Genomic DNA, 23,227 nt, shown 5'->3' on the forward strand with positions numbered 1-23,227 from the left:
GTACGGGTTTAAGGTACGCGCCGATGCTGGGAGTTTCGTCCACACCGGCTCACCGCGAGCTGACCGGCTACTGCCCTAACGCGTTGAGCGCCTCGATCATGGCATCGACCCGCTCGTCTTCGGCGAGAAAGGGGTCCTTGCACAGGAGCGTGTGATGCGCCCGATCGTTGAGTTTTAAGTGCACCCAATCCACGGTAAAGTCGCGGTGTGCCCGGCGCGCCGCCTCCACGAATCTCCCCCGCAACCGCGCCCTCGTGGTCTGGGGCGGTTCACTTCGCGCGGCTTCCACCGCCTCGGGGGCGCAAAGACGCTTCGCCTGGCCCCTACTCTCCACCAACTGAAACAGCCCTCGCCCTTCGGCCAGGTCATGGTAGGTCAAATCCAGTTGCGCCACCCGTGCCGCATCCAACCCCAGACCGTGACGCTGCATGTACCGGTCAATCAGCTTCTTCTTGATGGCCCAATCGATTTCGGTGTCGATCCCGGAATAATCGCCGCTCGCCACGGCGGCGATGGTACGTTCCCAAAGGTCGAAAATCTCGGCCATGTACTCGTGGTGCGCACCGTTTTTCTCCACGAAACCCCTCGCGATCTCCAGGTAGGCACTCTGGAGGTCCAACGCCGTCGTGCTTTTGCCGTTGGCCAAACGGATAGGTGCGGTGCCGGTGAGGTCATGCGACACATCGCGAATGCTGCGAATCGGGTTCTCGAGTTTGAAGTCCGGCATGATGGTCCCGGCTTCGAGAATGCGCAAAAGCAGATCTACGGTTCCGACTTTGAGGCGCGTGGTCACTTCCGACATGTTGGAGTCGCCGGAAATGACATGCAACCGCCGGTAGTACTCGGCGTCGGCGTGCGGCTCGTCCCGGGTGTTGATGATGGGGCGGGAGCGAGTGGTCGAGGATGAGACGCCTTCCCACATATGATCGGCGCGCTGAGTGAACGCGTAGATGTGTCCGTGTGGGGTGTCTAAGACCTTCCCGGCGCCCACGAGGATTTGCCGGGACACCAAAAATGGCACCAGCGACTCGGTCAGCCGGGAGAATTCGAGTTTGCGCGGGATGAGGTAGTTCTCATGGCTGCCGTAGGAGTTTCCCGCCGAGTCGGTGTTGTTTTTGAACACATAGACTTTTCCGCGGTAGCCTTCGCTCGCCATGCGCTCTTGGGCCGAGTCCACCAAACCCTGGACAATCCGCTCTCCGGCCCGATCCTGCAAGATCAGGTCGCGCAGGCTATCGCATTCGGCGCTCGCGTATTCGGGATGAGACCCCACGTCGAGATAGAGCCGCGCTCCGTTGCTGAGAAAGACGTTGGATGAGCGCCCCCATTGCACCACGGAACGAAACAGGAATCGGGCGATCTCCTCGGGTGCGAGTTGGCGGCCCGCCGGATCCGAATAGGCGATGCCGAATTCGGTTTCAATGCCGTATATGCGTCGGTCCATGACGTCCTAGGGTTGTTTCTGTCCCGCACCGAGAACGGTTGCGATCTCGTCAGTCGCGAGCTGCCGGAAGCACCGGTGAGATGCGCGCAGGGTTTCGGGATCGCGGTCCAGCACCGACACTGCCACGTCCCGCGCGGCCGGCCCGGACGCGGGGCCGGTTCCGAAGCTTGCGGGCGGCAGTAACTCAGGACGGGTGTCCTGAAGCAACCGCGTGAAGGATTGCATGCCGTTGCCGAGAATGCGGTGGGCATCCCGACCGACCGCTTCAGCCACTACTGCCCGCCCTTTTGCACAAAGCCGCGCACAAATTCTTCGGCATTGGATTCTAAGACCGAATCAATCTCGTCCAGCAAGTCATCTGCGGCTTGCACGTTCGCTCCCCCGCCGGTGCCGCCGGCACCAGGCGTGAGCGGGTCCGGGGTCTCTTCTTCCTGCTCGCCGCGTTGCGGTTGGAGCTGTTCCGATGACATCGCATTCTCCTCGGGTTGTGGTGACTAACAGCCTAGTGTTTGAGCAGGTCCTCAAGAAAGGCGCCGAAATCTTGATGGCGGTCAAAAAGGTCCGCGGTCAGCGCCTTGGTGCCGCGCAATGGTTCGCGCAGGTCAATGCGCTGCACGCGCCGAGTCCGCGGGTTATTGACCACCGCCGAATCCCAGCTCGCCCCCAATACGTGGCGTGGGAATTGGGAAATGAGGCGACCGCGAAAATACGCGCGTGTGTCCGCGGGCGGCTCGCTCGCCGCGTGGCGAATGGTCTCGGCATCCAGCAGGGTTCGCATACGCCCGGCCGCGATGAGCTTGTGATAAATACTGCGGTCCTCCCTGATGTCCGCGTATTGCAAGTCCACGAGGCGCAGCGTCGGGTCATCCCAGGCGAGGCCGCGCTGATCACGGTAACGCTGCATGAGCGCGTGCTTGGCGCTCCAGTCCAGAGTGTCCGCCGTGCCGAACGGATCGGTGCGCAGTCGATCCACAATGCCACCCCACGCCTCCAAGAGCCTGAGGGCTTCCGAGTCCCGCGCATCAACCAGCCTGCTCGCGGCGTCCAGATACATTTCTTGGATATCCAGCGCGCTCACCCGCCGCCCGTCGATCAGTCGAAGGGAGGCCCTAAAACGCACATCATGGCTCACCGTTTGCAGGGCGGCAACCGGTTCATACACCTCGATATCCGGTGCCGCCCCGGCCTCGATGACGCTCAAGACTGCGGCCGTGGTGCCTAACTTCAGCCACCCCGCGGTATGGCTCTGATTGGCATCGCCAATAATGACGTGCAGACGCCGATACTTTTCCGAGTCCGAGTGCGGTTCATCGCGGGTATTAATGATCGGCCGGCGGATGGTCGTTTCCAGCCCGATCTCGGTCTCAAAAAAGTCGGCGCGCTGGCTCAACTGAAAACCGGGCTCGTTCTTGGGCCCAATCCCCAGCCGTCCGGCCCCGGCAAAGACCTGCCGCGTCACAAAGAACGGGGTCAGACCCGCTGCCAGCGCCCGAAACGGCACCGCGCGCGGCACCAAATAGTTCTCATGCGAACCGTAGGACACCCGCCCGTCCGTGTTGTTGCGGTACAGCTGGATGTCCGGGAGCTCCGGTTGCCCGGCCAGGTAGGCCATCGACTGGCGCACCGCGACGTCGCCTGCGAGATCGTAGCGCAACGCCGCGAGGGGATCTCGCGTTTCCGGTGCCGAGTATTCGGGGTGAGCGTGGTCCACGTAGAGCCGCGCGCCGTTAGCGGTCACCAGGTTCATCACCATTGAGTCCGCTTCCTCGGAATAGTTTTCGCGATAGATCGCCTCTTCATCCCACCCGCTATAGCTGCCGGGGGCGCTACGGGCCACTTGGCGGGCATCAAGAACAGGTACGACGTCGGTCAGCTGGCTTGGGTGCGCATCCTCCCTGGACACTTCCCACCCGCGCGCATCGCTCAGCGGGGCCTCGTCCGTGTAGTCCCAGCCCACAGGGTGGTGTTCTGGGTGTACCCGTGCGTACGCCGTCACCACCTGAGCGGATAACACCGTGTGATTGGCGCCCGCATCCGCCGGGGCGATCACCCCGTACTCGGTTTCGGTGCCGATCACCCGGTGAATAAGCGAATCCTGTTCCCCGCTTTCGGGTGTACGCGAACGTGTCACAAATACTGGCCCGTGTTGTCGCCGGCTTCGAGCGTGCGTCCTGGTTCTGGGCCGGACTTGGATTGCACGATCGTGCGGATATAGGTGATCCGCTCCCCCTTCTTACCGGAAATGCGGGCCCAGTCATCCGGGTTCGTGGTGTTGGGCATATCCTCGTGTTCGCGAAATTCGTCGGCAACGGCACGGTAGAGGTGATCTATCCGCAGTCCGCGCTGGTTTTTCTGTAAGAGGTCCTTGATCGCGCTCTTCTTCGCTCGATCCACAATGTTTTGGATCACCGCGCCCGAGTTGAAATCCTTGAAATAGAGCATCTCGGTTTCCCCGTTGGCGTAGGTCACCTCCAAGAACTCGTTGTCCTCGTTCTCTTCATACATGCGCTCCACGGTATTGCGAATCATCGCCTGAACCGTGGACTCGGGGTCATCCCCGTTCTCTTTCAGGTCATCGGCGTTCAACGGAAGATCGCTGGTCAAATACTTGGCGAAGATGTCGGCGGCGCCTTCGGCATCCGGGCGTTGAATCTTAATTTTCACGTCGAGTCGGCCGGGGCGCAAAATGGCCGGATCGATCATGTCCTCTCGATTGGAGGCTCCGATCACAATCACATTATCGAGGCGTTCCACGCCGTCGATTTCGCTTAACAGCTGGGGAACGATTGTTGTTTCCACATCCGAGGACACGCCGGTTCCGCGGGTGCGGAAAAGGGAATCCATTTCGTCAAAGAACACGACCACGGGGCTGCCGTCCTGAGCTTTTTCCCGGGCGCGGGCAAAGATCAGCCGAATGTGACGCTCGGTCTCGCCCACGTATTTGTCCAACAGCTCCGGCCCCTTGATGTTCAAGAAGTAACTCTTGGAGTCCTCCTTGCCGGTGCGTTGCTTGGCTTGGGAGGCGAGCGAATTGGCGACGGCCTTGGCGATCAGCGTCTTGCCGCACCCGGGTGGCCCGTAGAGCAGGATGCCCTTGGGCGCCTTGAGCCCGTGTTCGCGGTAGAGATCTGGGTGCAAGAACGGCAGTTCCACGGCGTCCTTGATTTGCTCGATCTGTTGTGCGAGCCCGCCAATGTCTTCATAGGCGATATCCGGGACTTCTTCTAACACCAGATTTTCGACCTCGCTTCGCGGCACGCGTTCAATGGCGTACCCGCTTTTGGCATCCACCGAGACCGCGTCACCGACCCGCACATTGCCGCGCAACTGGCCGGAGAGCCGGTATACGCGCTCGTCATCGGTGCGCCCGACCACCAGAATGCGGTCCTCGCCGAGCAATTCTTTTACGGTGGCGATTTCGCCATGATTGTCATAGCCCAGAATGGCGACAACCGTGAGCGACTCATTCAGGAGCACTTCTTGGCCCGGTTCCAGGTTATCCATGTCGATCAGCGGCGAGACGCTGACACGCACCTTACGGCCGCCTTGAAATACGTCGACGCTGTCCACGGTGGCCGATTCAATGCTGACACCGGCCTCTGGTGCGCGGTGGCGGTTGACCTTCAGGACGGTGCCGAAGCTGAAAGGCGTCACCGATTCCTTGCCCAAGGCGGTCTTGAGCTTGATGATTTCTTCCTTGGTGTTCTCCAAAACCTCGACGAGCCGGCGGTTTTGCGCACCGGCGGAAACCAGCTGCCGATCAAGGGTGCGCACCTTCTCTCTGAGTACGCTCACCTGCCGCTCGTTTAAGGTGGCTTCGTGGCGCAGGCGCCCCAGTTCCGCGGACTCTGCGGTAGGCGTCGTGTCGCTGTTCTCGCTCATCAGGCAAACCTCTATCTGTCATGCTCTGGTAGTGAGCCTACGGCGAAAAGGTGACTATCGCCGTCGTTGTTCACGTAGTGGAATCGGTGTCCTCGGGAAGAGAACCGCGCTGAGTCATGGACCGAGCGTCGCGTGCGGCCCGGCGGAGCTTCTTGGCCGAGACGTTGCGTTCGCCCACCGCTCCCGGGGTCCAGGCGTTCATTTCTTCCGCGCTGAATTCAGGTTTGGTGCCGCGCTTGCGCAACGCCAGCGATTCGTGGCCGTCGGCAAGTTTGCGGGTGACCAAGAGGAACCCGGTGTGTGCCACCATCCGGTGGTTGGGGCGCACCGCGAGTCCCTCCAAATGCCAGCCGCGCACCATGGATTCCCACGCTTCCGGCTCACTAAAACGTCCGGAGTCGCGAATTGCTTCCGCGGTGCGTGAGAGCTGGGTGACGGTGGCGACGTAATTGATCCAGACGCCGCCGGGGGCGAGCACGGTGGCGACGGCGTCGAGGCATTCCCAGGGCGCCAGCATGTCCAGGACAACGCGATCCACGCTCCCGGGTTCTTCGGTTTCTACCACCGCGTCTTGAAAGTCGCCGATGGTGATGTTCCAGGCCGGGTGCGGACCGCCAAAGAGGGTTTCCACATTGCCGCGCGCGATCTCGGCGAATTCCTCGCGGCGCTCGAAGGAGTGCAGGTATCCCTGGTCGCCGACGGCCCGGAGCAGGGACATCGTGAGGGCGCCGGAGCCGACACCGGCTTCGACCACGCGCGCTCCCGGGTAGATGTCCGCCATGGTGACAATCTGGCCGGAGTCCTTCGGGTAGACGACGGCGGCTCCGCGCGGCATGGAGAGCACAAAGTCGGAGAGCAGCGGGCGAAGGGCCTGGTATTCGTGTCCGGTGGTGTTGGCTACCACGATGCCTTCGGGCTGGCCGATCAGTTGGTCATGGTTGAGGATGCCCTTGTGGGTGTGGAAGACGCCGTTCGGGGTCAACGTGATGGTGTTCATGCGGCCGCGCTCGTCGGTGAGCTGGACGCGGTCGCCGGGCTTGAGGGGTCCGCGGCGGTTCTCGGCGCCGTGGGCTGCCTGCGGTTCTTGGGCTTCTTGCGCGGTGGTCATGGTGTTGCCTTTCCGGTCACGGCACGGATGAGCGCTTGTTGGTCCAAGAGTCCCACGATATTGCCTTGAGTGTTGACGACGACGAATTGCGTGCCGCCGCGGGTGTTCATGTAGGTGACGAGTTCATTGCCTTGCGCCCATTCGGGCACGATCGCCTCGGGGTCGATCGCGCGGGAAACCGAGGTCGCCGGGGTGCTGGCGCGTTGATTCGCGGGGACCGAGGTCGCGGCCTGCCAATCCACGATCGCGATGGGCGTACCGGAGGCGTTTTGCAGGATCACCTCTTGTTGGCCCGGTTGCGGCACGCCCTGTTCGATCGTGGCAACGGTGGCGGTATCGAGCATGGGGATGGCCGGGCGCATGAGCTTCCCGGCGCTGATGCCCGGCAGGCGGGAGCGAATGGTTGCGCTCTTGATCGCGGAGCTGGCGCCCATCCACAGGAAACCGCAAATCAGCAGGGTGATCAGGATGTAACTCACCTGCGGACGTTCTTGACGCAGCCACGGCAGCCCCACCGCGACAATGGCTATACCGACGGCAATGATGCGCCCGGTCCAGCCGGCGGCGATGGTGCCCTTGTCCTGGTTACCGGTCGCCTTCCAGACAATCGTTTCCACGATGCGCCCGCCGTCGAGGGGCAGACCGGGCAGAACGTTGAAGACGGCGACCAGGAAGTTCGTCAGGGTGAAGATGTACATGAGCGCGGAGCCCGGGGTCCCCGGTTGGGTGAGCGGTTGGAGCAGGTACCCAATACCGGCGAGGATAAAGTTCGCGAGCGGACCCGAGAGCGCAACCACCAGGGATCGTCCGGCGGACACGGTGAAGTTATCGAATTGGGTGTGCCCGCCCCACAAGTTCAGCACAATCTTGGTGGAGGGCCACTTGAAGGCACGCGCCACCAGTGCGTGCGCGAGTTCATGGACCAGTACCGAGAAAAGGAGCAGCAGCGCGTAAGCGAACGCGAGTGCGAACGCCGCGGCTCCCAGATCCGGGAAGGCGTCCATCAGCGTGGGCCCCCACGTGATCACAATGAACGCGGCAATGATGAACCAGGAGTACGCCAGCACGATCGGAGTGCCAGCGATCTTGCCGAGCGGGATCCCTTCGGAAAAGGTTTTCGAATTCATGAGGGGTCCACATTCCCTAGGGCGTCAATGGCGCTCTCTAGGTCCGCCACTCGCTTCCCGGCAAGCGTTGTCCACTGAAGATCTCCGAGGTGTTCCGGCAGCGGTACGGTATGCGGTATCGCGATGGTGAGAACACCGGAGGCAATGGCCGAACTCACGCCGGGGAAGGAATCCTCGATGGCCACCACCCGCCGTGGCTCCAGGGGTCCATGGCTCTTAGCAAGCCGATCGAGGGCCGTGAGGTAAGCCTCGGGGTGCGGTTTGCCGTTGCTGACTTGGTCTCCGGTAACAATGAATTCGAGGCGCCCGGGTCCCAGGGCGTCCTGCACGATCTTCGCCAATTCGGTGAAGGACATCGTGACCAGCGCCGAAGGGATTCCGGCGGCGTAGAGCTCGTCGATGAGCTCGCGGGCACCCGGCCGCCACGGGATATGCGCCTTGGTGCGCTCGATGACTTGAGCGGTGAGCCAGTCAATGATCTCCGGCACGCTCATCGCCACCCCTGCTTCCTGGAGGAGCAGGGCCGACTTATCCAGGGCATTGCCGACCAATTGCAAGGCGTCTTCGTCGCTCCAGGTTCCGCCGTGCTGGGTGACGAGCGCCTTTTCCGCCTCGATCCAGTACGGTTCGGTGTCCACCAGTGTTCCGTCCATGTCCCATAACACCGCTTGGAGGGGTGCATCGGTTCGTGGCACGGCGGAGTTGGGCGCAGGTGTTGGCATGTCAACCAGTCTACGTGGGCGCACGCTTGTGCGCTTGTGGCGTACTTTGCAACCAATAGTCACATTGACCGTTTTGGCTACTAGGCTAAAACAATGAGCGATTCAGAGCATGTGGAGTCCAGCGCGAACCAGGAAGCTACCGGCCTCGTCGACGTGCACCGGCAACAATACGGCCCCGATGCGGACCCGATTCGGGTCATGGTGATTGCTTTTGAGGGCTGGAATGACGCGGGGGACGCGGCCACAGACTCTTTGCGCGCCATCCGGGATCAATGGCCGCACGAGACGCTGGACATTGTCGAATCCGATGATTTTTACGATTTCCAGTTCACCCGGCCGAGCATCATGTTCTCTACCGATGGTTCCCGTCGCCTCCGGTGGCCGCGTACCAAGTACGTGGGGGTTGATAATCCGGAAACCGATGTGGAACTGGTGATCGTCACCAGCGTGGAGCCCTCGTATCACTGGCGGTCCTTTGCCAAGGATGTCATCGCCCGGGCGGTGGAGTGGGATATCGATTACCTGGTGTTGGTGGGTGCGCTGCTCGCCGATGTGCCGCACACTCGGCCCATGCCGGTGACCAAGACCTCGGAAAATGCCGACATCCGCGATGCTTTGGGCTTTGAAAAGCCCACGTATCAGGGCCCCGTGGGGATCCCGAGCGTGCTCGCCGAGGCCGCGGAGGATGCCGACATCCCCACCGTTTCCATTTGGGTTGCCGTGCCGCATTACGTGAGCCAGGCGCCCTCCCCGAAGGCACAATTGGCGGTATTGGGCGCGCTCGAGGAAATCCTGCAGGTGCACGTGAACGTGGAGGACATCGCCGAGGACGCCCACGCGTGGGAACGGGGCGTGAACGAACTCGCCACCGAAGACCCGGAAGTGGCCAACTATGTGCGGCAACTGGAAGAGGCGAAGGACACCGCAGACCTGCCCGAAGCGAGCGGCGAGTCCATTGCGCGCGAATTCGAACGATATTTGCGCAAACGCAAAGACCCTTAAAGCCGCACGCCTAAAAGCGCCTGGAGTGTGGCGCGGAAGAGTACTTCGCCCGAGTCGCTAGGGGGTGTGTCCTGCCGGTCGGCGTCGGTGATCGCATCGGTTGCTGCCGCGTCAATGGCGCGCAGTGCCGCCGGGGCGTCCAAGTCTTGAGCGAGGTGCGCCCGTACCTGCTCTGTCAGCGCGAGCGCGCTCGCGCGCCCGATGTGCGGAGCAGCCCGCCGCCACCTTTCGAGTCTGGAGCGAGCCGCATCCAGTTCGGCGTCGCTCCAGAACCAGTCGCTACGGTAATGGTGCGCCAAGATGGCCACGCGGATGGCCATCGGGTCCACCCCGTTTTCTCGCAGCCCGGAGACGAAGACGAGGTTGCCTCGGGACTTGCTCATCTTTTCACCGTCTAGCCCCACCATGCCGGCGTGCGCGTAATGCCGAGCGAAGGGCTTATCGGTCAGGATGGACGCGTGCGAGGCGCTGAATTCGTGATGCGGGAAGATGAGATCGCTGCCGCCGCCTTGGACGGTAAAGGGTTGCGGCAAGTATTCGGCCGCAAGCGCTGAACATTCAATATGCCAACCGGGGCGCCCTGGAGGAACGCCTCGAGGGGTCCAGAACGGTTCCCCGTTCCGGCGCCCCCGCCACAACAGCGGATCCAGGCGATGGCGCTTGCCCGGGCGGTCGGGGTCTCCCCCGCGTTCGGCAAAAAGCGGTTCCATTTCTGCCACCGTCAATCCGGATATGCTGCCCAAATGCCAGGCAGAATTCGCGGCGGCGGAATCGAAATACACGTCCGGTTCTTCACCGGGACCATTGTCGAGGGTGTAGGCAACGCCCGCTTCCAGGAGCTTGGTCACGGCTGCGGCAATGAGGCCGATCTCCTCTACGACGCCGCGAAAGCGGGTGGGCGGAACAACCTCGAGCGCGGCCATGTCGGTGCGAAACAGGTCGGTTTGCGCTCCGGCTAGCGATTCCCATTCCTCACCTGTCGCGGTGGCCCGCTCCAAGAGCGGATCGTCGACGTCCGTCACGTTTTGCACGTAGGCAACACTTTCGCCGCAGTCCAGCCATTGGCGTACCAGCAGATCGAAGGCGATATATGTGGCTGCGTGGCCAATATGGGTTGCGTCATAGGGGGTGATGCCGCAGACGTAAAGCGAGGCGCCGTCGTCGGCCCGCACCTCCTCGAGCGCACCGTCCACGCCGCGAAGCTGCAAAGAATCGTTATTATCCGGTGCACCCAGGGCGGTGAGTGCCGGGACGTCGGGGGTGGGCCATGACTTCACGAGCGAGTCCGTTTCTGTGTAGCGAGTAGCCGATTAGGGCAGAATGACGCCGAAACCGAGAAGCAGGTAGAGGGCCAAGCCGAGGCCGATCCGGTACCACACAAAGAGCCGGTAACTGTTGTGGGACACGTACTTCAGGAACCAGCCGATGATGACGTAACCCACCACAAATGCGACCGCCGTCGCCACCAGGGTTTGCGGCATACTAAACGGGCCGGACGGGGCATCCAAGCTCTTAAACAGTTGGTAAAAACCGGCGGCAAACACGGACGGGATGGCCAAGAGAAACGCGAACCGGGCGGCGGCCTCGCGGGTGTAACCCAAGAACAAACCCGCCGAGATGGTGCCACCGGACCGGGACACGCCCGGGATCAGCGCTAACGCTTGCGCTAACCCGTAAATAATGCCGTCCTTGAACGTGAGTTTCTCGAGAGGTTTGCGGTGCTTGCCGATGGCGTCCGCGACCGCAAGAACCACCGCAAAGACTATGAGCGTGGTCGCAACCAGCCACAGGTTACGAAACACCGATTCGATCTGGTCTTTAAAGAGCAAACCCAAGATGCCAATGGGCAAGGTACCCAAAATGATGAGCCAGCCCATTCGCGCATCCGGGTCGTTCCGCGGAACCTTCCCAAGAATCTGGCCGAACCAGGCTTTGATGATGCGCACAATATCGCGCCAAAAAAACACCACGACGGCCGCTTCGGTGCCGATCTGGGTGATGGCGGTGAACGCCGCTCCCGGATCTTCCACGCCGGGCATGAAGGAGCCCACGATACGCAAATGCGCACTCGACGAGATGGGGAGAAATTCGGTGAGTCCTTGCACGAAGCCCAGGATGATTGCTTCTATCCATTCCACGTTAGGCACTGTACGCGAGGTTGATTGCCACCGGGTAACCGACACTCGCAACCGGCTCCAATGATCGCTGGGCCACCGCGTAGGCTAATCACATGGATCACCTTTATCTCGGTCAGAGCGGCCTGCGCGTTTCACGCCTCAGTCTTGGCACCATGGGTTGGGGCAGCGAGGTCAATGAGGAGGATGCTCAGGAACAGTTTTCCACCTTCATCACCGCCGGTGGCACAACGGTGGAGACCGGGCCGCACTTTGGTCAAACTCAAGCCGAATCGATCCTGAGCGACATTCTTGCGGACACGACCCCGCGTGATGAGGTGATCCTCTCCGTCACGAGCGCACCGGTTCCCACCGATCCCCACGGCCCGGTGGACGCCTCCCGGCAACGGCTACTTGCCCAGCTCGACGGGTCGTTGGCCCGCTTAGGCACCGACTACCTCGACCTTTGGAGCGTCCCGCTGGATCGGCGCACCCCGGTGGAAGAGACGCTCTCCTGCCTCGAATACGCGTACACCTCCGGGAAGGCGCGCTATGTCGGCCTGGTTGCCGATACCGCCTGGCTGGTAGCTCGTGCGGCGGCGCTCGCGCCGGTGCCGCTGGTGAGCGTGAGCACCGAGTACTCGCTAGTACGCCGAGACCTCGAGCGCGAACTCCTGGACGCGGTGGCCGTCAGCGGACAGAGCCTGCGGGCCTGGTCGCCCTTGGCTTATGGCGCGCTGAGCGGCAAATACGCGGGCGGGAAAACACCCGCGCGCTCACGAGCGGCCGATTCCCGGTGGGAAGCGGCGTTGGCCCGTTACCTCGATGAAACGTCCAGCAACATCGTCGAGGCTCTCGGCGTGGCCGCCCAGGGTCTGAACATCAGCCCGGTCTCGCTCGCGCTCGGTTGGCTTTTAGCGAAGGATGAGGTCGCTCAAGTGGTCATGGGTGCGCGGAATAACGATCAGCTCAAAGAACTTTTGAAGAGTGCGAACGTCAGCGTCCCAGCGGAGATTCTTGCGGTCCTCGACGAGGTAGCCAAGCCTTAACGGTCGACGAACTCGAGTTCATCGGAGTCTGAATCCTCGTCATCGTCCTCGATGATTTCCAGGGGTGTGACCTCGTCATACGTGTCATAGAGGGCCTCTTCATAGGCATCAAAAGCCTCGGCAATGCCCAAATATGCGGCGTCCACAGCGGGATCTTCATCCCCGCGCCGGTTCGCGGCGGCGTTAAGGTGTTCTTCAAACGCATTGGTCAGAGCCTGGAGCGCGACACGCGGATCAATACTCATAACTTTTACGTTAGCGTCAAAACGAGCAAAATGGAGCCAAATGAGCCAACAAATTCTGCATCCACAGATCAAACGCAGCCGGGATTACGCCCGCCAGTACGAGTACATGGTCGTTTCGGTGGGGCCGAAAGATTCCATGCGCGAGGTGCGAAAGCTTTTGACCGACTATGCCGAGTATGGCAAGTGGGAACTCGAGCGCACTCGCCTGTACATGGGCGGGGTATCCAAATTTTGGTTACGACGTCGGGTCTTACGCGTCGAGCGCACCGCCTAAGCCGGAAGCCTAGGCCGGACGCGGCCCAAGCGTGCCGCACCGCTTAATACGTCGTCAACAGCCGGTTGAGCACCCGGGTGCCGAACTTCAGCGAGTCCACCGGAACCCGCTCATCCACACCGTGGAACATACCGGTGAAATCTAACTCTTCCGGCAATTGCAAGGGTGCAAATCCGTAACCGGTGATCCCGAGCGTGGAGAGAGCTTTATTGTCCGTGCCGCCGGAGAGCGTGTAGGGCAAGACCGTCGCGTCAGGATCCTCCTGGTGCAGCGAATCGACCATGGCGTCCCACAGATTCCCCGAATGCGGGGCCTCGAGCGAAATGTCCGAGTGCACGTACTCCACCGCGACCTTCTCCCCGACGAGTTTTTGCACCGTCTCGAACACGAGTTCCTTTTGCCCGGGCAGTGTCCTTGCATCAATGAGCGCCTCAGCGCTACCCGGGATCACGTTGTGTTTGTATCCGGCCGAAAGCGCCGTCGGATTCGTCGTGTTTTGCAGCGTCGCCCCGACAAACCGCGCCACCGTCCCCAACTGAGCCAGCATCGTCTCCGGATTCTCCGGGTCAAAGACCACCCCGGTCAGCTCGGTCACACCGTCTAGTAGCGCCCGGGTGGTGTCGGTGAGCTCGATGGGCCACCGGTAGTTCCCCACGGTTGCCACAGCCTCGCACAGCGCCGTGACGGCATTGTCGTCATTGATTTGCGAACCGTGCCCGGCACGCCCGGCCGCCACCAATTTCAGCCAGGAAATCCCTTTTTCGGCGGTTTGAATCAGGTACGCCCGTTGCCCTCCGATAATGGCAGAAAAGCCGCCGACCTCGCTGATAGCCTCGCGCGCGCCGTCGAACATATCGCGGTGATTTTTCACCGCGTAATGCGACCCATACACCCCGCCCGCCTCTTCGTCTGCGAAGAACGCGAAAATGAGGTCCCGTTCCGGGGTGATGCCCGAGCGCGCCATATGCCGCAACGTTGCCAAGATCATCGCATCCATGTCCTTCATGTCCACGGCGCCGCGCCCCCAAATGAGCCCGTCCTTGATTTCCGCGGAGAACGGGTCGACGCTCCACTCCTTGGCGAACGCGGGCACCACGTCCAGGTGCCCGTGCACCACCAGCGCGCCCTTGCTCGAGTCCTTGCCGCTCATGCGCGCCATGACGCTCGCCCGCCCGGGCTCGGACTCAAAAATCGTGGGCTGAACACCGACCTCGGCCATCAACCCGGCTACATATTCGGCCGCCTCGCGTTCGCCGCGAGAATCGTTATTGCCGTAGTTGCTGGTGTCGATCCGGATGAGCTTCTGCGCGATGTCGATGGTCTCGTTTTCGGCCTGGGTGAGGGTGTGGGTCGTTGGCATGAAAGGCTCCTGGACGGTGGGTGAGACGGGTCTCTCCCAGCATAGTTGTCCCGATTCACGATCTGGGCAGAGTGCGTGCTAGAGTTTTATCTGCTGCTTTTCGCCGGTCGCGGTCGAAAAGAGCCACCTTGCGCGGGTGGCGGAATTGGTAGACGCGCAGCGTTGAGGTCGCTGTGCCCGCAAGGGCGTGGGGGTTCAAGTCCCCCCTCGCGCACACATTGGGTGAGGTGTTCGGAATACTCCGGGCACCTCGCCTTTTTGCTGTCTTAGCTGATGTTCGACGGCGATGCCGCGCCTCGGGCTCGCGGGTGCGGCCCGTCGTTTCCTCGCCCGGACGCGTTCCACAGCTCGGATGCGATCTCGGCGAACCTCGCGGCGGCCTCGATTTGCGGCAGGTGCCCCACCCGTGGGAGCAAGATCGTGGCGGCGCGTGGCAACAGCCTGGCGGCATGGCGCAGGTGACGCGCAGGGAGCACGCGGTCCTTGGCACCCCAGACAATGGTGATGGGGACGTCCAGGCGGGCCAGCCGGGACACCAGATCGGTGCGCCAGCCGCGCCGGACGCCGAAGAGGTTCCCGAGGCTCGCGCCGAGCTCATAGATCAGCTCGCGATAGTGCGGCACGCTTGCGTAGCGCATGTTGGCGTCGATGCGTTCGCGGGTGGCGTGCCTGCGGTCGTGGAACAGGCCGTGCACGGCGACGCTTGCGTGCAGCCGGGGTACGGACAGCACCAGGTTTCCTACCGGTTTGAGATCCAGCACGCGTAGGCCCGGGGTGACACTTCTGCCAAAACCGGCACTGTCGGCCAGGAGCAGGCTCTGCACTCGATCCGGGTGCTGGACGGTGAGCATCATGGCGATCGCACCGCCGAGTGAACTGCCCACCAGGTGAAAGTCCGCGACTCCCAGCTCATCCAGAAATGCGCTCAGAAATTGTGCGTAGCGGCCGATGGAGACGGGCCCATCGAAGGGTTGTGACTCGCCGAAACCGGGAAGGTCAAGGGATATGAGGTCAAACCCGCTCCCCCGGGCATGAAGCTCCTCCCAATCATCCAGGCTCCGGGTGAAACCGTGCACCAAGAGAACGGTCTGGCCAGAACTCCTGGCCGTGCCGGTGCGCCGGTAACGCACCCGAATCCCATCGACACTCAGCTGGCTGGTGGAAAGCGTCATGCCTCTACTGTGCCACCTTTTACTGAGCCACTATCTACTGTGCCACCTTTACTGTGCGGCCGTTCACGAGACCGGGCGCACGTCTCCATAAAAGTGACGCCGTCCGTTCTTCGCGTTCCACGCCGTGAACTCGCGTGAGTCGCCGGGACCGTCGGTGATGGCCACAGACACTTTTCCTGGCAAGAGTATGGGCGCCTCGAAATATACGTCCCAGGCGCACGGGCCAAGGTCGGCGCGCACTCCCTGGATGCGGCCCGCTTCCGCGAGTACCCGCGCCACCGAATACATTCCGTGCGCGACCGTCCGCTTCATTCCCAGCGCCTTTGCGCTCACAGAGCTCAGGTGAATGGGATTCACGTCGCCCGATACTCCCGCATACTCGCGGCCCACGCCCGCTCCGAGCGACCACAAGGCCGTAGGGACGGGCGGCACAAAGTCTTGGCGCGCCGTCGTACTCCGCTCCGTTAAGCCCTGCTCGGTCATCCCCCGCTCCGGTGACCCGGCGCTTGCCGGGAGCGAAAATTTTCCCTTAGCCAGATAGACGGCTCGCTCGCGCCACACGACCCTGCCGTTCACCGACGCCTCGGTGTGCACGTCGAGTTGCGCGCCGCGCGGGTGCGGGCGCAGGTTCTCGACCCAGGCGGAGATATCCAGCGTGTCGGTGCGGCTGATCGGTGCCGTTTGCTCCACATGGTTGGAAAGGTGCACCATCCCGAGCAAGGGCAGCGGGAAGTCGTCCCGGGTCATCACGCTCATCGCCACCGGAAAGGCGACCGAGTGTACGTAGGCGCTGGGAACCAGATCACCTGAGGGGGCGTGGAAGAGCCGGTCGTAAGCGTCGACGGCGGTGCTCTGAATGCGAACACCGCGCGCTTCGTGCCGCTCACCGGGGAGCGTCAGCGGACCGTTCTTGCCCGCGCCCCCGCGCCGAGTGACGCTGGCCAGCGCCGCTTTCGCGTAGAGTCCGCCAAGCTTGGGAACCTCGGCGAGCAACATTATGCGCCCACCAAGTTCTGCCCGCAGACCCGCAACGTGGTCCCGTTAATTCCGCCTGCCGTGTTGTTAGCCAAGAAGCCAATGGTTTCGGCGACGTCCACCGGTAACCCGCCCTGCTGCAGGGAGGAAAGCCTGCGTGCCACTTCCCGGGTCAGGAACGGGATTTTCGCGGTCATGTCGGTTTCGATGAACCCGGGCGCTACCGCGTTGATCGAGCCGCCGCGCGTCGCCATTTCCGGGGCAGTGGCCGCGACCATGCCGATCACGCCGGCCTTGCTGGTCGCATAGTTGGTTTGCCCCCGGTTTCCGGCGATGCCGCTGGTGGAAGCGAGGGAGACAATGCGTCCATTCTCAGCAAAGACGGGCGAGTCCAAGAACACCTTGTTCATCGCCAGCTGTGACTCGATATTCACCGCAATGACCGAATTCCAGCGAGCCGCATCCATGTTCGCGAGGAGTTTGTCACGGGTGATTCCGGCGTTGTGGACCACGATGTCGAGTTGGCCATAGCGCTGCTGGGCGTGCTCGAGGATTTTCGCCGCCGCGTCCGGCTTGGTCACATCGAGTTGCAAGGCGGTGCCGCGAACCTCGTTCGCGACCTTCGCCAGTGCCTCGCCGGCCTGTGGGACGTCCACCAGAATGACGCGCGCGCCGTCTCGGGTCAGGATCCGCGCAATGGTGGCGCCAATCCCGCGCGCAGCCCCGGTCACCACCGCAACCTGACCGGTAAACGGGTGGTCCCAATCCTGCGGAAGCTCGCCCTCGGCGCTGGACACCTGGATGAACTGTCCATCCACATAGGCGCTGCGCCCGGAGAGCAGAAAATGCAGGGCGGCGATGGAACTGGGCGCGTCAACCGGTACGCCCTCGGCGATCTGGATGCCGTTCGCGGTGGCACCGGCCCGCATCTCGTGGGCGAGCGAGCGGACCATACCGGTAATCCCCTGGCGGGTGGCCGCGGTCGCGGGGTCCTCCTCGGGGTTTGCCGGTCGGGAGAACACGATCACGCGCCCGCCCGGCTTGACCGCCTTGAGCGCGGGGCCAAGTTCCAGCACCGTGTCGGAGAGATCGCCCGGTGTCTTCGCCTCGGTGAGTACGACGGCGATGCCTCCGACCTTGTCCTTCTCACCGAGGTGCCGGCGGACATCGAGGTTCCAGTCCAAGAGTTGGGTGGCAACGGTATCCGCGTCCGGTCCCTTTCCGAGGACGAGGACGGGCTGGTCGATCAGCGGGACGCCGGGCTCAAAGCGGCGGAGTTTCGCCGGTCGGGGCAACCCCAGCTGTGCGGCAATCTTCTTGGTGATGCCGGTGTTGACGAGTTCGAGGTACTTATCGGTCATGGCCTAGCGCCCCTTAATGATGGCGGTCAGTCCGAGGCCACCCGCGGCGCAAATGGAAATCAGGCCGAGGCCGCCGCCGTTCTCATGCAATTGTTTGGCCAGCGAGGCGACAATCCGTCCACCGGTAGCGGCAAAGGGATGGCCGGCTGCCAATGACGAGCCGTTGACGTTGAGCTTGCTGCGATCCACGGTGCCAAAGGCGCCGTCCAGTCCCAGGCGGGTCTTGCCGAAGTCCTCGTCTTCCCAGGCGGCGAGCGTGGAGAGCACGGTGCCGGCGAAGGCCTCATGGATTTCGATGTAGTCAAAGTCATCCAGGGTGAGGTTGTTGCGCTGCAGGAGGCGCGGCACCGCATAGGCGGGGGCCATCAAGAGTCCTTCTTTGCCGTGCACAAAATCGACGGCCCCGGCTTCCGCGTCCACGAATTCTGCCAGCACGGGCAAACCATGCTCGTCGGCGAACTCTTGGGAGCCCAGCAGAACCGCCGATGCGCCGTCGGTGAGCGGCGTGGAGTTTCCAGCGGTCATGGTGGCCTCGGTGGACAGGCTCTTGCCAAAGACCGGCTTCAGCTTGGCCAGTTTTTCCATTGAGGTATCGGGCCGCAGGTTGTTGTCTTTGGTCAGGCCCTTGAACGGTGTGACGAGGTCGTCGAAGAATCCGCGATCATAAGCGGCGGCCATATTCTTGTGACTGGCCAGAGCGAGCTCGTCCTGCGCTTCGCGAGTGATTTTCCAGGCGGCCGTGGTGATGGCCTGGTGCTCCCCCATCGATAGGCCGGTACGCGGTTCGCCGGTTCCGGGAGCGTTGGGCGCCAGGTCGGCGGGGCGAATGCGGGCGATGATCTTGAGCTTATCGCCGAGGCTCTTGGCGCGGTTGAGATCCAGAAGCGCGCGGCGCAGGCCCTCGCTGACGGCAATGGGCGCATCGGAGGCGGAGTCCACACCGGCCGCGATCGCGGAATCGATTTGACCGAGCATGATCTTGTGCGCGAGCGTCACTACCGTTTCCAGCCCGGTGGCGCAGGCCTGTTGCAGATCGAAGGCCGGGGTGTCGGGCGAGAGTGCAGTACCCAGCACCGACTCGCGGGTGAGGTTGAAGTCGCGGGAGTGCTTGAGAACGGCGCCGCCGGCCACTTCCCCGATGCGTTGCCCCTGAAGGCCGTAGCGGGCTACGAGTCCGTCAATGGCTGCGGTCAGCATTTCCTGGTTGGAGGTGTGCGCGTACGGTCCGCCGGCACGTGAGAACGGGATGCGGTTTCCGCCCAGAATCAAGGCGGGTCGGGTTTGCTTCGGTGAGGGTGAGGCAGCCATGTAGGTCTCCTAGCGAAATTGTGGTTACCGATACTAATCGTACCTGATACGCTAAGTATCGTGAACCAGTCTTCAGCTTTGAGCGATGAGCAGACCATGGACGGTCGCCATGCGCGGTGGGAAGCCCATCGCGTGGCGCGCCGCCGAGAGCTCATTCGCGCCGCCCGAAAAGCAATCCACCGGCTTGGCGGCAACGTGTCCATGGAGGAGATTGCCGCCGAGTGCAAGACCTCCAAGTCCGTCTATTACCGCTATTTCGGGGACAAGGCCGGGCTGCAAAGCGAGGTCAGCCAAGTGGTGGTCGCACAAATGCGGGACAAGATTCTTTCAGCCGGGCAAGCGGCGAGCTCCCCCCGGGAAACCTTGCGCGCCATGATTTCCGCCTACCTGCAGATGGCGCAGACCTCGCCCAATGTTTACGCCTTTGTCACAGGCACACCGGAGTTTGCAGCTCCCGCGCTGGATAAAGACAAAGCCGCCGAGTTCACCGATTTTCTGGGCGAAATTTCCGCCATGTTCGCCGAACCGCTCGGCGAAATATTCAAGGACTCGGACAGCGCGCGGGGACGCGCGGCGAGAAACTTTTGGCCGCAGGCGGCAATCGGCATGGTGCGCGCGGCCGGCGAACAGTGGATCGCTACCCCCGAGGGTTCCAGCAAGCCCTCGGAAGAAAAGATGAGCAACCTCATTACGGACTGGCTGTACGCCAGCATCAATGGAAGGACCAGTAATGACTGAAACAACGACCACCCGTGAAACCCCGAAACTGGATGCAGCGGCGCTTGGCGAACAGCTTTTAGGCAAGTGGGCTTCGGTGCGCAAAGAAGCGCGCAAGCTCGCCGCCGATCCGGCGCTGTGGAAGGTCGAGGGGCTGACCTATCAGGAACACCGCGAACGCGTTTTCACCCAGCTCAAGGTTCTGGTGGACGCCAAAGCCGTGCATCGCGCCTTCCCTAAGCGCTTGGGCGGAGACGAGAACCACGGCGGCAACATTGCCGGCTTCGAAGAGCTCGTCACCGCGGACCCATCGTTGCAGATCAAGGCCGGTGTGCAATGGGGCCTCTTCGGCGCCGCCGTGCTGCACTTGGGAACCCAAGAGCATCAGGATAAGTGGCTCCCAGGAATCATGAGCTTGGACGTGCCCGGATGTTTTGCCATGACCGAGACCGGCCACGGCTCTGATGTGGCCAGTATTGCCACCACAGCAACCTATGACCCGGAAACCCAGGAATTCGTCATTAATACCCCGTACCGCGCGGCGTGGAAGGACTACATTGGCAACGCCGCCAAGGACGGAAAGGCCGCCGTGGTCTTTGCCCACCTCATCACCCGGGGAGTGGATCACGGGGTTCATGCGTTCTACGTGGATTTGCGGGATGAAGCCGGCGACTTCCTGCCCGGAATCGGCGGTGAAGACGACGGTATCAAGGGCGGGTTGAACGGCATCGATAACGGGCGCCTGCACTTTGACCAGGTGCGTATCCCCCGGACGAACCTGCTTAACCGCTATGGCGATGTCGCCGAGGATGGCACCTACTCCTCCCCCATCGAAAGCCCGGGCCGCCGCTTCTTTACCATGCTCGGCACCCTGGTCCAGGGTCGCGTGTCCCTTGATGGCGCCTCCGTCGCGGCGTCCAAGATTGCGCTCTACGGCGCCATCACCTATGCAAGCCAGCGCCGCCAATTCAACGCCAGCTCCAATACCGAAGAAGAGGTGCTTCTGGATTATCAAGAGCACCAGCGCCGACTCTTCGGCCCGCTCGCTGCGACCTTTGCGATGAGCTACGCCCACGAAGAGCTCCTGGAAAAGTTCGACGCCGTCTTCTCCGGCGAGTCCGATACCGACGAAGATCGCCAAGATCTCGAGACCCTCGCCGCGGCGCTCAAGTCCTTGTCCACGTGGCACGCCATGGATACCTTGCAGGTCACCCGGGAAGCCTGCGGCGGCGCCGGGTTCCTGATCGAAAACCGCTTCGCGTCGCTGCGCAGCGACCTGGATGTTTACACCACGTTCGAGGGCGACAACACCGTATTGCTCCAACTTGTCGGAAAGCGTCTCTTGGCCGATTATGCGAGCGAATTCCGTGCCGCCGACGCCGGTGCCATTGCGAAACTCATTGTGGGCCAGACAGCGGGCCGGGCGCTCAGCCGCACCGGGCTGCGCCAGGTAGTTCAGACGGTGGTGGACACCGGCAGCGAGAAAAAGTCCGCCAATGCGCTCAAGGACCCCGAGCTGCAGCGCAACTTGCTAGCAAGCCGAGTACGGACCATGGTGGCAGAGGTCGCCGATGCATTGCACAAGGCGCGGAAACTGGACCAGGCCTCCGCCGCCAAGATCTTCAACGACAACCAGAGCAAACTCATTGAAGCCGCCGCGGCCCATGCGGAACTCTTGCAGTGGGAGGCGTTCACTCGCGGGCTGGAGCGTATTGACGATCCGGACACCAAACGCATCATGACGTGGGTTCGTGACCTGTTTGGGCTGGGACTGATCGATAAGCATTTGGGCTGGTTCCTGATGGAAACGCAAATTTCTGGTCAGCGTGCCCGCACCCTGAAGGACTACCTGAACCGGCTCTTGGTCAAGATCCGCCCGCACGCGCTGGATTTGATCGAGTCCTTCGGATACACCGAGGACAACATCCGTATTGCGGTGGCAACCGGCGCCGAGGCGGAACGCCAGGATGAAGCGCGCGCGGCACAACGTGCGGCCCGTGCGTCCGGATCGGCACCGCGCCCAGAAAAGCGCCCAGAAAAGCGCCCCGCCAAGTAACCCCTCGCGAAGGAGCCCCCTCGACTGTGTAGCAGTTAATGCCCATGTTGGCCCGAACATGGGCATTAACTGCTACACAGTAGAGGGAGGGGTCAGGAGCTGAGGGCGCGGTACAGGTCGACCGTCTGCTCGCCGATCGCCTCCCAAGAGAAGTCCTCGGCCGCTCGCTTGCGCCCGGCTTCCCCCATGCGTGCGGCCATCGCCGGATCGCCGAGAACGGTATTGAGTGCGGCGGCAAAATCGGCCACAAACTTCGCCTCGTCCACCGGTGTGCCGGTCCCATCGTCCGCTTGCTCGATCGGGACCAAAATCCCGGTCACCCCATCCACGACGACTTCGGGAATTCCCCCGGTCGCGGTCGCCACCACCGGAGCGCCGCAAGCCATCGCCTCCAGGTTCACAATCCCGAGCGGCTCGTAAATCGACGGGCACGCGAACACCGTCGCATGCGAGAGCACCGTGAGCAGTTCCTCGTGGGAGAGCATCCGTTCAATCACCACCACATTTGAGCGGGTTGCCCGCAATTGCGCGATGAGCTCGGCCACCTCGGCCGCCAGTTCGGGGGTATCCGCGGCCCCTGCGCACAACACGAGTTGCACCTCGGGATCCAGCTCGCGCGCCGCCTTCAAAAGGTAGGGAACCCCCTTCTGCCGGGTAATTCTGCCCACGAAGACCACCGAGGGAAGGCGAGGATCCACGCCCAAGGCGGCTAGGTCGCCGTCGTTCTTCACCGGATGGAAGCGCGCGGCGTCAATGCCGTTATAAATCGTGTGCACCTTGGCCGGATCGATGTGCGGGTACACCCGCAAAATATCGCGGCGCATCCCCTCGGACACCGCAATCACAGCGTCGGCATCCTGATAGGCCTCCCGCTCAATCCAGCTGGACAGCCGGTAACCGCCGCCGAGCTGCTCGGCTTTCCACGGGCGCAGCGGCTCGAGGCTGTGCGCGGTCACCACATGCGGCACACCATAGAGTTTCGCGCCGGCCAGTCCCGCAAAATTCGCGTACCAGGTGTGGGAGTGAATGAGATTCGTACCTTCCAGCGCATTCATGATCTGAAGGTCGACGGCGAGTGTCTGGCTCACCGGGTTCGCTTGGCTCATGCTCGCGGGAGTAGGCGTGAATTCCACGCGGGCGCCAAAATAGTCGGCCGGCGCGTTGGTGCCAAAGGCGTGGACCTTGAGGTCCACGAGGGAGCTGAGCACCCGGGCGAGTTCGGCGGCATGCACCCCGGCCCCGCCGTAGATGTTGGGGGGAAATTCTTTGGTCACCATATCGATCCGCACGCTCTAAACCTAGTGCATGCGG

Annotated in this window: 22 protein-coding genes and 1 tRNA gene; 6 read left to right on the forward strand and 17 right to left on the reverse strand. The window is 62.5% G+C overall.

The window, feature by feature from the left end; all coding sequences use genetic code 11:
* Positions 1 to 67: 67 nt before the first annotated feature.
* The 8 genes from pafA to O148_RS0109285 all read right to left on the reverse strand — a co-directional run bounded on the left by pafA (position 68) and on the right by O148_RS0109285 (position 8,283).
* Positions 68 to 1,444, reverse strand: coding sequence for a Pup--protein ligase (pafA, locus tag O148_RS0109250; RefSeq protein WP_026530680.1), 1,377 nt, complete (start codon positions 1,442 to 1,444; stop codon positions 68 to 70).
* A 6-nt stretch (positions 1,445 to 1,450) separates the two neighbouring features.
* Entirely contained in the window at positions 1,451 to 1,717 is a 267-nt protein-coding gene (locus tag O148_RS0109255; protein WP_026530681.1) for a hypothetical protein, read from the reverse strand.
* Positions 1,717 to 1,914, reverse strand: coding sequence for a ubiquitin-like protein Pup (locus O148_RS0109260; RefSeq protein WP_026530682.1), 198 nt, complete (start codon positions 1,912 to 1,914; stop codon positions 1,717 to 1,719). The genes O148_RS0109255 and O148_RS0109260 overlap by 1 nt, the downstream gene beginning before the upstream one ends.
* Before the next feature lie 32 nt (positions 1,915 to 1,946).
* On the reverse strand, positions 1,947 to 3,575 hold the full coding sequence (dop, locus tag O148_RS0109265; protein WP_026530683.1) for a depupylase/deamidase Dop: 1,629 nt from the start codon (positions 3,573 to 3,575) through the stop codon (positions 1,947 to 1,949).
* Entirely contained in the window at positions 3,572 to 5,326 is a 1,755-nt protein-coding gene (gene arc / locus O148_RS0109270; RefSeq protein WP_205618180.1) for a proteasome ATPase, read from the reverse strand. Before arc ends, dop begins: the two co-directional genes overlap by 4 nt.
* A 70-nt stretch (positions 5,327 to 5,396) precedes the next feature.
* A complete protein-coding gene (locus O148_RS15900; protein ID WP_051620056.1) occupies positions 5,397 to 6,434 on the reverse strand; it encodes a tRNA (adenine-N1)-methyltransferase in 1,038 nt (345 codons plus the stop codon).
* On the reverse strand, positions 6,431 to 7,561 hold the full coding sequence (locus O148_RS0109280; RefSeq protein WP_026530685.1) for a site-2 protease family protein: 1,131 nt from the start codon (positions 7,559 to 7,561) through the stop codon (positions 6,431 to 6,433). Before O148_RS0109280 ends, O148_RS15900 begins: the two co-directional genes overlap by 4 nt.
* Positions 7,558 to 8,283, reverse strand: coding sequence for an HAD family hydrolase (locus O148_RS0109285; protein ID WP_026530686.1), 726 nt, complete (start codon positions 8,281 to 8,283; stop codon positions 7,558 to 7,560). The genes O148_RS0109280 and O148_RS0109285 overlap by 4 nt, the downstream gene beginning before the upstream one ends.
* 93 nt (positions 8,284 to 8,376) lie before the next feature.
* On the opposite strand from O148_RS0109285, the gene O148_RS0109290 reads away from it, so the two are divergent.
* A complete protein-coding gene (locus tag O148_RS0109290) occupies positions 8,377 to 9,285 on the forward strand; it encodes a proteasome assembly chaperone family protein (protein WP_026530687.1) in 909 nt (302 codons plus the stop codon).
* Here the strand turns inward: O148_RS0109290 and mshC are convergent.
* Together mshC and O148_RS0109300 are read right to left on the reverse strand one after the other, a co-directional pair.
* Positions 9,282 to 10,562 carry a cysteine--1-D-myo-inosityl 2-amino-2-deoxy-alpha-D-glucopyranoside ligase gene (mshC, locus tag O148_RS0109295; protein WP_026530688.1) on the reverse strand — a complete coding sequence of 427 codons (1,281 nt, stop codon included), beginning with the start codon at positions 10,560 to 10,562 and terminating at the stop codon, positions 9,282 to 9,284. The two genes, O148_RS0109290 and mshC, sit on opposite strands and share 4 nt — an antisense overlap.
* A gap of 33 nt (positions 10,563 to 10,595) precedes the next feature.
* Positions 10,596 to 11,423, reverse strand: coding sequence for an undecaprenyl-diphosphate phosphatase (locus tag O148_RS0109300; RefSeq protein WP_026530689.1), 828 nt, complete (start codon positions 11,421 to 11,423; stop codon positions 10,596 to 10,598).
* Between the two features lie 92 nt (positions 11,424 to 11,515).
* On the opposite strand from O148_RS0109300, the gene O148_RS0109305 reads away from it, so the two are divergent.
* The gene (locus O148_RS0109305; RefSeq protein ID WP_026530690.1) at positions 11,516 to 12,448 is read left to right on the forward strand and encodes an aldo/keto reductase; all 933 of its coding nucleotides are present in this window, start codon (positions 11,516 to 11,518) and stop codon (positions 12,446 to 12,448) included.
* Here O148_RS0109305 and O148_RS0109310 read toward each other — a convergent pair.
* Positions 12,445 to 12,693: a hypothetical protein gene (locus O148_RS0109310; protein WP_026530691.1), complete on the reverse strand. Its 249-nt coding sequence runs from the start codon at positions 12,691 to 12,693 to the stop codon at positions 12,445 to 12,447. The genes O148_RS0109305 and O148_RS0109310 overlap by 4 nt on opposite strands.
* A gap of 40 nt (positions 12,694 to 12,733) precedes the next feature.
* Between O148_RS0109310 and O148_RS0109315 the strand changes: the two genes are divergently transcribed.
* Positions 12,734 to 12,967, forward strand: a complete 234-nt coding sequence (locus O148_RS0109315; RefSeq protein WP_026530692.1) for a DUF5703 family protein — start codon at positions 12,734 to 12,736, stop codon at positions 12,965 to 12,967.
* A 43-nt stretch (positions 12,968 to 13,010) separates the two neighbouring features.
* Here the strand turns inward: O148_RS0109315 and O148_RS0109320 are convergent, their stop codons facing one another.
* On the reverse strand, positions 13,011 to 14,327 hold the full coding sequence (locus O148_RS0109320) for a M20/M25/M40 family metallo-hydrolase (RefSeq protein WP_026530693.1): 1,317 nt from the start codon (positions 14,325 to 14,327) through the stop codon (positions 13,011 to 13,013).
* 130 nt (positions 14,328 to 14,457) lie between these two features.
* Here O148_RS0109320 and O148_RS0109325 point away from each other — a divergent pair.
* Positions 14,458 to 14,541, forward strand: a tRNA-Leu gene (locus tag O148_RS0109325).
* Positions 14,542 to 14,593: 52 nt separating this feature from the next.
* On the opposite strand, the gene O148_RS15905 is transcribed toward O148_RS0109325, so the two are convergent.
* The 4 genes from O148_RS15905 to O148_RS0109345 all read right to left on the reverse strand — a co-directional run bounded on the left by O148_RS15905 (position 14,594) and on the right by O148_RS0109345 (position 19,143).
* Positions 14,594 to 15,499, reverse strand: a complete 906-nt coding sequence (locus O148_RS15905; protein WP_051620057.1) for an alpha/beta fold hydrolase — start codon at positions 15,497 to 15,499, stop codon at positions 14,594 to 14,596.
* 63 nt (positions 15,500 to 15,562) lie between these two features.
* On the reverse strand, positions 15,563 to 16,495 hold the full coding sequence (locus O148_RS0109335; RefSeq protein ID WP_035745655.1) for a MaoC/PaaZ C-terminal domain-containing protein: 933 nt from the start codon (positions 16,493 to 16,495) through the stop codon (positions 15,563 to 15,565).
* Positions 16,495 to 17,835: a 3-oxoacyl-ACP reductase gene (locus tag O148_RS0109340; RefSeq protein ID WP_026530695.1), complete on the reverse strand. Its 1,341-nt coding sequence runs from the start codon at positions 17,833 to 17,835 to the stop codon at positions 16,495 to 16,497. The genes O148_RS0109335 and O148_RS0109340 overlap by 1 nt, the downstream gene beginning before the upstream one ends.
* A 3-nt stretch (positions 17,836 to 17,838) precedes the next feature.
* Positions 17,839 to 19,143, reverse strand: coding sequence for an acetyl-CoA C-acetyltransferase (locus tag O148_RS0109345; protein WP_026530696.1), 1,305 nt, complete (start codon positions 19,141 to 19,143; stop codon positions 17,839 to 17,841).
* Positions 19,144 to 19,203: 60 nt separating this feature from the next.
* Between O148_RS0109345 and O148_RS15910 the strand changes: the two genes are divergently transcribed.
* Positions 19,204 to 19,881, forward strand: coding sequence for a TetR/AcrR family transcriptional regulator (locus O148_RS15910; RefSeq protein ID WP_035745657.1), 678 nt, complete (start codon positions 19,204 to 19,206; stop codon positions 19,879 to 19,881).
* Positions 19,874 to 21,916 (forward strand): acyl-CoA dehydrogenase family protein, encoded by a 2,043-nt coding sequence (locus O148_RS0109355; protein ID WP_035745659.1) that lies wholly within the window; start codon positions 19,874 to 19,876, stop codon positions 21,914 to 21,916. Before O148_RS15910 ends, O148_RS0109355 begins: the two co-directional genes overlap by 8 nt.
* A gap of 92 nt (positions 21,917 to 22,008) precedes the next feature.
* Here O148_RS0109355 and glgA read toward each other — a convergent pair whose 3' ends face one another.
* Positions 22,009 to 23,205, reverse strand: a complete 1,197-nt coding sequence (glgA, locus tag O148_RS0109360) for a glycogen synthase (RefSeq protein ID WP_026530698.1) — start codon at positions 23,203 to 23,205, stop codon at positions 22,009 to 22,011.
* Between the last annotated feature and the right edge of the window lie 22 nt (positions 23,206 to 23,227).

Origin of the sequence: Haematomicrobium sanguinis DSM 21259, from assembly GCF_000688395.1 — a bacterium.
GTDB classification, from domain to species: Bacteria; Actinomycetota; Actinomycetes; order Actinomycetales; family Micrococcaceae; genus Haematomicrobium; species Haematomicrobium sanguinis.

What these genes read in the sequence shown, in the direction of transcription:
- pafA (WP_026530680.1), bottom strand. Translation starts at nt 1,444, where the DNA reads ATGGACCGACGCATATACGGCATTGAAACCGAATTCGGCATCGCCTAT.
- O148_RS0109260 (WP_026530682.1), bottom strand. Translation starts at nt 1,914, where the DNA reads ATGTCATCGGAACAGCTCCAACCGCAACGCGGCGAGCAGGAAGAAGAG.
- arc (WP_205618180.1), bottom strand. Translation starts at nt 5,326, where the DNA reads ATGAGCGAGAACAGCGACACGACGCCTACCGCAGAGTCCGCGGAACTG.
- O148_RS15900 (WP_051620056.1), bottom strand. Translation starts at nt 6,434, where the DNA reads ATGACCACCGCGCAAGAAGCCCAAGAACCGCAGGCAGCCCACGGCGCC.
- O148_RS0109280 (WP_026530685.1), bottom strand. Translation starts at nt 7,561, where the DNA reads ATGAATTCGAAAACCTTTTCCGAAGGGATCCCGCTCGGCAAGATCGCT.
- O148_RS0109285 (WP_026530686.1), bottom strand. Translation starts at nt 8,283, where the DNA reads ATGCCAACACCTGCGCCCAACTCCGCCGTGCCACGAACCGATGCACCC.
- O148_RS0109290 (WP_026530687.1), top strand. Translation starts at nt 8,377, where the DNA reads ATGAGCGATTCAGAGCATGTGGAGTCCAGCGCGAACCAGGAAGCTACC.
- O148_RS0109305 (WP_026530690.1), top strand. Translation starts at nt 11,516, where the DNA reads ATGGATCACCTTTATCTCGGTCAGAGCGGCCTGCGCGTTTCACGCCTC.
- O148_RS0109310 (WP_026530691.1), bottom strand. Translation starts at nt 12,693, where the DNA reads ATGAGTATTGATCCGCGTGTCGCGCTCCAGGCTCTGACCAATGCGTTT.
- O148_RS0109315 (WP_026530692.1), top strand. Translation starts at nt 12,734, where the DNA reads ATGAGCCAACAAATTCTGCATCCACAGATCAAACGCAGCCGGGATTAC.
- O148_RS0109320 (WP_026530693.1), bottom strand. Translation starts at nt 14,327, where the DNA reads ATGCCAACGACCCACACCCTCACCCAGGCCGAAAACGAGACCATCGAC.
- O148_RS15905 (WP_051620057.1), bottom strand. Translation starts at nt 15,499, where the DNA reads ATGACGCTTTCCACCAGCCAGCTGAGTGTCGATGGGATTCGGGTGCGT.
- O148_RS0109335 (WP_035745655.1), bottom strand. Translation starts at nt 16,495, where the DNA reads ATGTTGCTCGCCGAGGTTCCCAAGCTTGGCGGACTCTACGCGAAAGCG.
- O148_RS0109340 (WP_026530695.1), bottom strand. Translation starts at nt 17,835, where the DNA reads ATGACCGATAAGTACCTCGAACTCGTCAACACCGGCATCACCAAGAAG.
- O148_RS0109345 (WP_026530696.1), bottom strand. Translation starts at nt 19,143, where the DNA reads ATGGCTGCCTCACCCTCACCGAAGCAAACCCGACCCGCCTTGATTCTG.
- O148_RS0109355 (WP_035745659.1), top strand. Translation starts at nt 19,874, where the DNA reads ATGACTGAAACAACGACCACCCGTGAAACCCCGAAACTGGATGCAGCG.